Consider the following 11,463-nt stretch of genomic DNA (forward strand, 5'->3'; position numbering starts at 1 on the left):
GTTCACTATTTTTAGTTTGTTTTGCAGTATTCTAAGACTAAGTCTAGAGTTGCTACCATTGAATCCATATATGTCCTCTCATATGCATGAGAAGCAAATACACCAGGACCAATTAAGGCAGTTTTGATATCCCATCCAGCTCTAAGTGCAGCAGATGCATCTGAGCCATAATGAGGATAAGTGTCTATTTTATAATCTATGTTTTTAGATTTGCATAAATTTACAAATTTTTTCCTTAGATTATAATCATAAGGGCCTGAAGAATCTTTAGCACATATACAAACACTATATTCAGAAGAATTTTGTCCAGGTCCAGGGGCACCCATATCTACAGAAATAAACTCTGTAGTATTTTTAGGTATACTAGATGAAGCACCATGACCTACCTCTTCATAATTACTTATGAAGAAATTTGTAGTATAAGGAAGTTTTATTTTATTTGTATGTATGTATTCTATAGCGTATAAAAGAATTGCTGCGCTAGCTTTATCATCAAGATGCCTAGATTTTATAAATTCTTTTTCTGTAAATATTGTTCTAGGATCAAAAGATACGAAGTCACCAACGTTTATTCCTAAGTCTTCCACATCTTCTTTTGTAAATACTTTTTCGTCAAGTATTACTTCCATATTTTCAGGAATTCTTTTAAGATCACGTGCCTCGTCACCATTTATATGGACAGAAGGTTTTATAGTTTGTATAGTACCTGTGTAGTTTATATCATCCATAGTAGAAACAATACAGTTTTCTCCTTCTACAGAATTACCCATAAATCCTCCAATAAAGTCTAGAGATAAAGCACCATTGGATTTTATTTCTTTAACCATTGCACCTAGAGTATCAATATGAGCTGAAAATGTTCTTTCAATGTTATCATTTTCACCTTTAAATGTAACTATAATGACACCTTTGTTCGTTAATGTATATGGTATATTTAAAGTGTCTAATTCTTGTTTTATATGAGACATTATTTTATCTGTGAAGCCAGAGGGGCTTGCAATAGATAAGAGATTGCTGATATAATACTTAAGTTTGGCTTTTTTATTTTGCATAATATCACTCCTTTATGAGGATTGTAACATATTATCAAAAGATAACCAATATTATAAAACATATATTATGTAAAAATTCTAAGTTTTATAGTATAATAAACAGGAAAGAGGGGAGAAGTGACATGAGTAGAGCAGTAAAAAATAACAAAAATAAGAAAAAGATAAGAATGTTTATTGTAGCAGCGGTGCTATTGGCAGCTTCGATAATGGGGAGTTACGTATATTTTACAGCTAAAAAATGGGAAAAAGTAGTTTATCCTAAGGTTAAAGTAGAGGATATAGATTTAAGTGGAAAAACAAAGGAACAAGCTACTAAGTTGCTAAAGGATAAATATGGTGATGTAGTATTAAGTAATAAAGTAAATATTAAAGCAGGAAAAGGGAATTATACTATAAATTATTCTGATTTAGCTGCAAAGTATAATATTGATGAAACTGTTAATGAGGCTTTTGCATATGGAAAAGACCAAAGCATTATATCAAAATACAAACTTATAAGTAGTTCCAAAGGTAAACAACTTAACCTTAAATTTGCTTATAATACTAAATCTATAGATGAAACTATAAAGACTATGAAGAAAGAAATAGATAAGAAGCCAAAGAATGCAAGTTTGAGTTTAAGTGGTGGAGGATTTAGTACTAAGCCTGGTGTTGATGGAGCAGAATTAGATGGAGAAAAGCTAAAAAAAGATATTATAGAAAAATTAAATAGCAACTCTAAGGGTGGCATTAATGTTGATGCATCTATTAAAGTGGTTAAGCCTAAAGTTACTGAAGCCGCTTTGAAGTCAGTAAATGCTCAAATAGGAACTACTTTTTCAACTAGTTATGCAGGTTCTTCAGCAGCAAGATGTAATAATATTGCAGTTGCTACAAGAAGTATTAATGGTACAGTAGTAATGCCAGGAGAAACTTTTAGTTTTAATGGTGTAGTAGGGGAAAGAACAAAAGCAGCAGGATATCAAGAAGCAACAGTTATAGTAAATCAGAAAGCTGATTCAGGACTTGGTGGAGGAATATGTCAAGTTTCTACTACTTTATATAATGCTATATTATTGTCCAATATAAAAACTACGGAAAGAGCACATCATACTTTTCCATCACATTATGTTGATAAAGGATTAGATGCAACTGTAGATTGGGGAAATATAGATTTGAAATTTAAAAATACTTTTGATTATCCAATATATATTGAAGGATATACTACTGGTAGTGTCGTTACATTTAATATATATTCTAATGAGAAATTAAAGAATACAACTTGTAAAATGAGCACAGATCTATATGCTACAGTACCAGCTAAAACTACATATGTAGATGATTCAAGCTTACCTGCAGGACAAACTGAAGAGGTTAAAAGCCCTCATACTGGTTATAAAGTAAAAGTATATAGAAGTGTTTATGAGAGCGGAAGACTTATAGAAAAACAATTAATTTCTAATGACTATTATATAGCTATAAATGGAGTTATAAAAAGAGGAACTAAAAAATAAAAGTGCGATTATGCACTTTTATTTTTTTGAATACATTACAACCATAGAGATACTTTCAATATGAATTTTATCACCAATTATTGTTTCTAATGGAATATCTGTAGATATCCTATATTTATCAACAACTTTATACCAAGTATTATAGGGAACATTTAATGTTACATCATATTTATTGGAATTGTATACAACTAAGATACTATTCCAACTATCATTATTAGCATGATTTTTTATTATAAATCCTACAACATTGTCAGGGGTATTGAGTATAAATTCTAGGTGTTTTTTTATATCTTCAGTAGAATATAGTCTAAATGCTGGGTGCTCTTTTCTTAGCTTTATTAATCCTCTATGATATTCATAAACATCAATAAATTGAGCTTTTTGGGCATAATTTAAACTATTTATAATATCTCCTGATTTAAAACTATTTTCTACTCCATTTTTTGTTCTACAGAATTCAACTCCTGAGTGTAAAAAAGGAACTCCCTGACTAGTTAATATAATTCCACTAGCAAGTTTAACCATATTTTTTTTATCATCTAAACTATCTTCTTTATTACTAAACTCAATCTTATCCCATAAAGTATAATTATCATGACAAGATGCATAATTTATAGATTGTTCAGGTGTTACATACATTTTTTCTGTTTCTTTATTAGAAATGCAGCAAGCTGTAATACAGTATTTTAATATACTTTCTAAATTTTTTTTACCACTAACAAATCCCTTATCACTTTGAGAAAAAACATTGCCTTTTATAGTGTCTCTTATAGTTTCATTAAAAAAGCCTATACATGGTAGAGATTTGGCATTACTTTGGGTGGCTTTTAAATTTTTATCTAATAAAGTGTCAAGATCCCATCCCTCACCATATAACATTATATGCTTCTCAAAATCTTTAAAAGTATCATAAATAGAGCTCATAGTATCAATATCATGTATACCCATAAGATCAAATCTGAACCCGTCTATATGATATTCTTTTACCCAATATAAAAGAGAATCAATAATAAATTTTTTCATCATCTTATGCTCAGAGGCTGTATCATTTCCACAGCCAGAACCATCAGAAAATTCACCATAGTCATTAAATCTAAAATAATATCCTGGAAATATTTTTTCAAAAATATTTTCTGATTTATGAAATAAATGGTTGTATACTACATCCATATTAACTAGGATATTATTATTGTGTAAGTGCTGTATCATTTTTTTCATTTCTATAATTCGACATTTAGGATCATAAGGATTAGATGAATAAGATCCTTCTGGAACATTGTAATTTTGAGGATTATACCCCCAATTATAGTCTTTAGATGGCTTTTTTTCATCTAGACATGTGTAACTAAAATCAAAGCAAGGCATAATTTGCACATGAGTAGCTCCTAAGTCTTTGATATGATTTAAACAATTTGAATTTTCAGTAAGAGCTAAAAATTTACCTCTATTTATAGCTCCGCTACTCTCATGAGATGAGATATCTCTAATACTAATTTCATAGATTATTGCATCTGTATTATGATAAGGTTTAAAAGATAAATCTTTATCAAAGTCAATAGGATTAGTTTCTTTTAAATTAATAATTGCACCTCTTAATCCATTTATACCTACTGCTTTAGCATAGGGGTCAACAACTTCGTTATTAGTGTTGTATACATTTATTTTATAAGTGTAGAATAAACTTTTTAGATTATCATTTATAGTTACTTGCCAAACTCCATTATTTTCATGCATAGGATACTCTTTGGGTACTTCAGAAATGGAAGTATCACCATTCTTATATATTAAAACAGATACAGAAGAAGCTGCTGGTGACCATAGTTTAAATGTAGAATAACTTTCATAGTAGAATAGTCCTAAATTTCCTCCATAATAAAATTTATCATTGAACTCCTTCGTGGAAAATAAATCTTTATATAAAGCTTTTACTGTTATTCCTTTATAGGTTATATAAGTGTAATATTTTATATCTATATTTCCTTTAAGAAAAATAATAAATGAGTTCTCATTACTTTTATTGAAATTTATTATTGGAAATAGATTATCACCATTAGTGATTTTCAAATCATTCAGGTTAAAACAATCCTGAGTATTTAGATTTATTGAAATTTTAGAAAAACCTAATATTTTAATTTTAAATAAATTCATATTTTCCTCCTAATATAAAAAACCATATATAAACATTTTATTATATATTTATCAATTTGGGTTAAAATAATCAAAAATTACTTTTACAAAAATTGGAATTATAGTATAATATATCATAAAGGTAAAATATTATCAGGAGATGATTAATATGAATGAAATTCTTATAGGATATAATAAAGAGTCTCCTCAAAATAAAGGGAGCAAAATAAAAATAAATATATTAAGCAAACCTAAAGATAATCTATTATTTAAATATATAGTAGGATTGGAAGGATCATGGGAAACTTTACAAGATTTTAGTCAAGTAGAGGAGATAGTTTGGAAACCACAAAAAGATGGACGATATATTTTAATGGTACAAGCTAAGGAAGAAAATAGTGAAAAATCCTTTGATTATGTTTCTAAATACGAATACATTATAGGAGAAGAATGTACTAATAGTACTTTAATAAAGGGATTATTTTTAAGTAAAAAACAATTTAATATAGGGGAAAAATTATACCTAAAAGTAGAAACCAATAAGAATTCTGTTCTTTATAGATATTTTATCAAAAAAGATGAAAAATGGGTTTTAGCTAAAGACTATTGCACAGAGAATACATTTGTATGTAGCGTTAAAGAGGTTGGAGAACAAGAGATTTTAGTTCAATGTAAAGCTATAGATTCCGAAAAAAAATTTGATGATGTTAAGAAAATTGCTTATAAAGTCGTAGATATAAATAAATTGAAAATAAATAATTTTAAATGTTTAAACTCTTTATTAGTAACCAATGAAGAGTTGGTTTTTGAAGTTGAAGCTGAATATCAAGATAATAGAATGATATTATATAAATTTATAAAAATTAATTTAACTGGACAAGTTGAGTGCATACAAGATTACTCAACTAAGAAAGTAGTTAGTTATAAAGAAACTACTCCAGGTAAGTATAAAATTTTATGTTTAGCTAAAGATTTATATTCACCTAATGAACATGATGATAGAGCTATAATTTATTATGATGTAGCTCCTTATGAAAAGGTGCAAATATTAAGTTTTACTAGTGACATAAGTTCTCCTCAGACAATAAGTAAAGATATAGTTTTAAAAGCAGTTGTTAAAGGGGGAAAAGACTTAAGATATAGATATATAGTAGAAGGTTCGAAAAATGAAGATTCTGGTTACATAAAATCAAGTGAATATTTATGGAAGCCTGAAGAAGCAGGAGAATATGAAATAAATTTATATGTTAGAGATGTTTCTTGTAGTGATAAGTATGAAGATTATAAAGTAATGAGTTTTACAATTGATAATTTATTTAGAGATCCTGTTAAGATAGATGAAATAATTCTAGATAAGAAAGAAAATCTACTTGTAAATGAAAGTGTAAAAATAAAAGTAATAGCTGAAGGTGGAATAGAATTATTATATAGCTTTATAGTAAAAAAAGATAATGAGGAAAAGGAAAAAGTAGACTATAATGAATGTAATTGGGTTAATTTTATTCCAGAAGAAGCAGGGAATTTTGAGGTAGAGATAAGAGTTAAAGATAAATATTCTGATAAATTATTTGATGCTCATGATATAATTCACATAAATTGTTACAAATATATACCTGCAAAAATAGACTATATTTTAACGAATCCAAAGGAATATTATTTAATAGGAGAACAGATAGTTTTAGATGTTATCACTCAAGATACTTGTGATATGCTATTAAAATATGTTCTTCAAATTAATGGACATGAAGTAGAGGAAACTGATTATGTGAAAAGTAGAAGATATAAGGTGACTCCTAGATGTAGTGGTAGGTATTTGATAAAAGTATATGGAAAAAATAAAGAAAGTGATAAAATTTTTGATTGTGAAAAAGAATTAGAAGTTATAGTTAATGATGCACCTCCTATTACAAATACTAGATTGAAATGTGATAGATTTGAATTTTTACCTAATGAACCTATACAAGTATGTGCTGAAAGTGATGGAGGGAAAGATGTAATTTACGAATTTTATTTAATGGAAAATAAAGAATGGAATTTAGTGCAAAAATATAGCAAAAAAAATTATTATGACTTTATACCTTTTAAAAAGGGTATATATAAAATATTAGTCTTGTCTAAAAGTAGTTATAAGAAGATTTCCTATGAAGATTATTGTGTTATTAAAGTTAAAGTTACTGAAACACCTGTATTAAGAAATATATTAAATAGAGATAATAAAGTAACAAATAAAGAAATTTTAAAAAACACTCTTTTACTTGACTTTACATTAATGGATAATTGAAAAGATAATAATAAACAAAACAGATAAATGAATAATATATTGCATAAACCTATTTATTTTGCAATATATTATTGCAGAATAAATAGGTTTAAATTCACTAATTTGAAGTAATACTTTATTGAATATAGAACTTTAATTATGCTGTAAAAGGTATTGAAAATTTGCAAGAGTATTTTTATAAATTTTTTATTATGTACATCAATGTATATAGTTTGATAAAATGGTCTAGTAGTTAATACTAGACAAGGAGTGAAACAAATGGAAAGATTAGACAAGGTTTTATCTAATTTAGGTTACGGTTCTAGAAAAGAAATAAAACTGCTTATGAAAAATGGAGAGGTAGAAGTAGATGGAGAAGTTATAAAGGATAGTAGTATAAAAGTAGATCCTGAGAAAAGTATTATAAAGGTTTCTGGTGAAGAAATTAATTATAGAGAATATATTTACATTATGATGAATAAACCAGCGGGAGTAGTATCAGCAACTTTTGATAATTATGATGAGACAGTGGTGGATTTATTAGATTATGAAGATAGTGTATTTAATCCTTTTCCAGTAGGGAGACTAGATAAAGATACTGAAGGACTATTATTAATAACTAATGATGGAGTACTTAATCATAGACTAACTTCACCTAAATGGCATGTAGATAAGCTTTATTATGCTGATATAGATAAACCTTTAGGAGAAGAGGATATTAAGGCTTTTGAAAAAGGAATAGTTTTAGATGATGGATATAAATGCCTACCTGCTAAATTAGAGATTATTAGTAGCAGTGAAGATGGTTCGGAAGTAAAGGTTACAATTCAGGAAGGAAAGTATCATCAAGTAAAAAGAATGTTTGAGTCTTTAGAAAAAAATGTAATATACTTAAAAAGAATGAGAATGGGCAATTTAATTTTAGATGAAAATTTAGATTTAGGCGAGTACAGAGAATTATCAGAAAAAGAATTATTAGAATTAAAGGATATGTTAGAAATGGGATAAATATCAATAAAAATATGAATGGATTATGAAAGATATAGATTAGCATAACAGTTTGTTTACAATTTAATTTGCAAAATCTATTGCAATTTAAGGTTTTATTTAATATAATAGCATTTGTAAGGGAAAATAAAAAGAATGAATAGCCCCCTTTTTATTAAATTAGACACTCCCGCCCCAGGAGTAGTCTTGCCCTATATAATACTAAAAACACTATCACCGGGATAGTGTTTTTTTTATTCTATTTTAAAAGAATGGTATTTTTTACATTCTTTTAAAATGTATTATTATTCAAATACAAATCTGTTTTCGAGAACTTTAAAAGATGTGGTAAATATTGTTGTCATTAAAAGATAAAGAATTGTAGCAAGTAAAAATATTTCAAGAGGTTTATAGGTTGCAGTGTATAATAATTGAGATTTTCTCATAAGATCACCCATTGATATTGCTGATACTAGCGAAGTATCTTTAAGTAAAGCTATAAACTCATTTGACATAGGAGGAAGCATTCTTTTTATACTTTGAGGTATTATTATTAAAAACATAGTTTGCCAATAATTCATTCCTAAAGCTTTTGAGGCCTCCCATTGCCCTTTGTCAATCGATTGGATAGAAGCTCTGATTATTTCAGTAATGTAAGCTGATATATTTATAGTTAACCCTATTATGGCAGCAGCAAATGGTTCTAATTTTATTCCTAATTGAGGGAAACCATAATATATTACGAAAAGTTGTATTAATAAAGGTGTTCCTCTAAAGAACCAAGTGTAAAAATCTCCAAACATTTTTAGTGCTTTTGAGTTGCTAATTTTACAAAATGTTATGAGCATAGCTAAAATTGTACCAATAATAATAGCAATTACTGTTAGTTCTATTGTCATAATGCTTCCCTTTAATAGGATAGGTAAAGCTTTTTTTAAAATTGTAACGTCCATGTTACTGCACCGCCTTTAACTTTCATTAATCTATTTTAGTAATGTCTTCTCCAAACCACTGTTTTGAGATTTTTGACATAGTGCCATCTGTTTGCATAGCTTTTAAGGTTTCATTGAATTTTTGAATTAAATTAGTATCTTCTTTTCTAAATCCAATTGCTATAGGTTCTTTTGAAATTTCTTTTTCAACTACTCTATATTTATCATTGTGTTCTTTCATATAATATCTTGCAACAAGTTCATCAACTGCTACAGCATCGAGTCTTCCAATAGACAAATCTTGGAGAGCATCAGTATTTTTATCATATTCTTTAACTTCTTTCATTGTGTTTCTTATTGGTTTTATAGCTTCTGCACTAGTACTTCCAAGTTGAACTCCTACTATTTTGTCTTTCAAATCTTTTGATGAATTTATATTTTTATTATCTTTTTTTACAACAATAACTTGTTTTTCTAAGATATATGGATTAGAGAAAGCTATTTCTTTTTTTCTTTCTTCTGTAACACTCATAGCAGAAATTACAACATTAAATTTTTCGGCTTTTAAAGCAGGTATTACCCCACTCCATTCTGTAGGCATGTATTCTATCTCTACACCCATTCGTTTAGCCATTTCATTAGCCATGTCAATATCAAATCCTATTATTTTATCTTCATCTGAACGAAATCCCATTGGTGGAAAAGAATCATCTAAACCTACAACTATTTTCTTTGGAATTTCATCTTTTGAAGAATTGCTAGTTGGATTTTTAGAAGAACCACAACCGAAAAGACCTAATACTATAATGAAACTTAATGATAACGTAATTAATTTTTTCATTTTTTAATCCCCCTATTTTATAAATTTATATGTATTAGTTGTAAGGCTTTGATTTGAAATGCTTACCTTACTAAATAGAATTAACAATTTCTAAAACATACTCAATCATTAATTTTAATTTATGAGTATATTATACTTTAATGCGATGAAGTTGTAAAGTGATAAAATGAAATTAATTTTAAATATTTTCTTCAATAAAAAACAACTAGTAAAAATCGATTTTTTACTAGTTGTTTTTTATATAGCTTTCTCAAATATACAATAATTTTATGCCTATTTTGCCCTTAAAAACTGAGTAACGTATTCTTCAGAAGATAATGGCCTAAATTCAAAGCCTTGTTTTTTTAAACCTGATATAATTTCAGGAAGAGCTTCCACTGTAGTGGTTTTTAGTGGCCCATCGTGCATAAGGATTATGATTGCATTTTTATTTTTACTATTGCTTAATATTGAATTGACTATTTTGTTTTTATCTTGAGTTTTTACACAGGCATCGGTAGAATCCACATTCCAATCAAAATAAGTATAACCATTGTCTATTAAATATTTGCTTATACTTACCATTATGTTATTACCTCCATACTTATGGCTTATGGTATTATTGCTACCACCAGGAAGACGAACTATATTAGTACTTACACCTAGAGAGTTATTTAAATAGTTTTCTAATTTTTTAAAGTCAGATATAAAGTCTTCTATGCTTTTATAGATTTTACTATAATTATGACTATAAGTATGATTCCCAATAGAATGACCTTTATTGACGATTGCTTTATAAATTTTCAATCCCCTTTTAGCAGAAGTTCCAGTTACAAAAAAAGTAGCTTTAATGTTATAATCATCTAGTATTTTAAGTATTTTTTCAGTATTATTAGAAGGACCGTCATCAAAAGTTAAATATGCTATTTTGTTTTTAGGGATATTTGCAGAATATAGAGAAATAAAGCTATCATTGGAATTTGAGTATGGGGAAGCTAATAAAAGCTTATTCTCAGAAATATCCTGTGCTAAGGCATTAGAAGAATTATATTGAAAAAAAAATATTAGTAAGAAAAACAATTGAATTATAAATAATGTTTTAAAAAATGGTGAAGAGAACAATTTTTTCATTTTATCTTTCCCCTTTGTTTGTAATTGAAGATACTTTATTCTAGATATATACTTAGTTTGTCCTAGAGAAATATATATATTTATAAGAAGCTTAAATAAAATACATGTAAATTATGCCTATATAGTTGTCAAAAAAGTTTTAGATTAGGTTATACTTTAAATAGTATTATTTTTTTATTATATAAAATAAAAAATGTACTAAAATATAGTTTGAATTTAAGGAAAATTATAAGGAGTTTGTAAACATATAAAAACAAGTCTAGAATAAACAAGAATTGAATGGTAGAATTTAAATGTATGCAATCCTATATATTTTAAAACAAGATAGGGAGTGATTTAGTGTCAGAATTTAAATCAAAGCTAGAAAGTCCAGAAATGGATTATTTATGTGAAGCGGTGTTATCTTTAAAGACAAAAGAAGAGTGTTATAGATTTTTTGAAGATATATTTACTATAAATGAGTTAAAGTCTGTAGAACAGAGATTACAAGTTGCAAAGATGTTAAAACAAAAAAAGACATATACAGAAATTGCATCTGCCACAGGAGCAAGTACTGCTACTATAAGTAGAGTAAATAGATGTCTGAATTATGGAAGTGACGGGTACAACCTAGTATTAGAAAGAATAAAGTGGGAATAATACATATAGATGGATAATGGTA

The 11,463-nt window shown here is 27.3% G+C and carries 9 protein-coding genes; 4 read left to right on the top strand and 5 right to left on the bottom strand.

What is annotated here, in order from left to right; all coding sequences use genetic code 11:
- Positions 1-11: 11 nt before the first annotated feature.
- Positions 12-1,052, bottom strand: a complete 1,041-nt coding sequence (locus OW729_RS00135) for a M42 family metallopeptidase (protein ID WP_268059384.1) — start codon at positions 1,050-1,052, stop codon at positions 12-14.
- A gap of 122 nt (positions 1,053-1,174) precedes the next feature.
- On the opposite strand from OW729_RS00135, the gene OW729_RS00140 reads away from it, so the two are divergent.
- Positions 1,175-2,545 (top strand): VanW family protein, encoded by a 1,371-nt coding sequence (locus tag OW729_RS00140; RefSeq protein WP_268059385.1) that lies wholly within the window; start codon positions 1,175-1,177, stop codon positions 2,543-2,545.
- An 18-nt stretch (positions 2,546-2,563) separates the two neighbouring features.
- On the opposite strand, the gene pulA is transcribed toward OW729_RS00140, so the two are convergent.
- A complete protein-coding gene (gene pulA, locus OW729_RS00145; RefSeq protein WP_268059386.1) occupies positions 2,564-4,693 on the bottom strand; it encodes a type I pullulanase in 2,130 nt (709 codons plus the stop codon).
- Between the two features lie 148 nt (positions 4,694-4,841).
- Between pulA and OW729_RS00150 the strand changes: the two genes are divergently transcribed.
- Both OW729_RS00150 and OW729_RS00155 read left to right on the top strand, forming a co-directional pair.
- Positions 4,842-6,953, top strand: coding sequence for a triple tyrosine motif-containing protein (locus OW729_RS00150; protein WP_268059387.1), 2,112 nt, complete (start codon positions 4,842-4,844; stop codon positions 6,951-6,953).
- 258 nt (positions 6,954-7,211) lie between these two features.
- On the top strand, positions 7,212-7,940 hold the full coding sequence (locus tag OW729_RS00155; protein ID WP_268059388.1) for a pseudouridine synthase: 729 nt from the start codon (positions 7,212-7,214) through the stop codon (positions 7,938-7,940).
- A gap of 284 nt (positions 7,941-8,224) precedes the next feature.
- Here the strand turns inward: OW729_RS00155 and OW729_RS00160 are convergent, their stop codons facing one another.
- From OW729_RS00160 to OW729_RS00170, 3 genes are all read right to left on the bottom strand, one after another.
- Positions 8,225-8,872 carry an amino acid ABC transporter permease gene (locus OW729_RS00160; protein WP_268059389.1) on the bottom strand — a complete coding sequence of 216 codons (648 nt, stop codon included), beginning with the start codon at positions 8,870-8,872 and terminating at the stop codon, positions 8,225-8,227.
- A gap of 25 nt (positions 8,873-8,897) precedes the next feature.
- Complete coding sequence (locus OW729_RS00165; RefSeq protein ID WP_268059390.1) at positions 8,898-9,692, bottom strand: amino acid ABC transporter substrate-binding protein; 795 nt, start codon at positions 9,690-9,692, stop codon at positions 8,898-8,900.
- A gap of 273 nt (positions 9,693-9,965) precedes the next feature.
- Entirely contained in the window at positions 9,966-10,802 is an 837-nt protein-coding gene (locus OW729_RS00170; protein WP_268059391.1) for a polysaccharide deacetylase family protein, read from the bottom strand.
- A gap of 339 nt (positions 10,803-11,141) precedes the next feature.
- Here OW729_RS00170 and OW729_RS00175 point away from each other — a divergent pair, with 339 nt between their 5' ends.
- Positions 11,142-11,441 (top strand): YerC/YecD family TrpR-related protein, encoded by a 300-nt coding sequence (locus OW729_RS00175; protein WP_268059392.1) that lies wholly within the window; start codon positions 11,142-11,144, stop codon positions 11,439-11,441.
- Positions 11,442-11,463 lie beyond the last annotated feature (22 nt).

The sequence above is a fragment of the Clostridium brassicae genome (assembly GCF_026738875.1).
Lineage (GTDB): Bacteria > Bacillota > Clostridia > Clostridiales > Clostridiaceae > Clostridium_H > Clostridium_H brassicae.

Bases quoted from the DNA above. Each gene is read 5' to 3' on its own strand.
- OW729_RS00160 (WP_268059389.1), bottom strand. From the start codon at position 8,872: ATGGACGTTACAATTTTAAAAAAAGCTTTACCTATCCTATTAAAGGGA.
- OW729_RS00135 (WP_268059384.1), bottom strand. From the start codon at position 1,052: ATGCAAAATAAAAAAGCCAAACTTAAGTATTATATCAGCAATCTCTTA.
- pulA (WP_268059386.1), bottom strand. From the start codon at position 4,693: ATGAATTTATTTAAAATTAAAATATTAGGTTTTTCTAAAATTTCAATA.
- OW729_RS00140 (WP_268059385.1), top strand. From the start codon at position 1,175: ATGAGTAGAGCAGTAAAAAATAACAAAAATAAGAAAAAGATAAGAATG.
- OW729_RS00155 (WP_268059388.1), top strand. From the start codon at position 7,212: ATGGAAAGATTAGACAAGGTTTTATCTAATTTAGGTTACGGTTCTAGA.
- OW729_RS00170 (WP_268059391.1), bottom strand. From the start codon at position 10,802: ATGAAAAAATTGTTCTCTTCACCATTTTTTAAAACATTATTTATAATT.
- OW729_RS00165 (WP_268059390.1), bottom strand. From the start codon at position 9,692: ATGAAAAAATTAATTACGTTATCATTAAGTTTCATTATAGTATTAGGT.
- OW729_RS00150 (WP_268059387.1), top strand. From the start codon at position 4,842: ATGAATGAAATTCTTATAGGATATAATAAAGAGTCTCCTCAAAATAAA.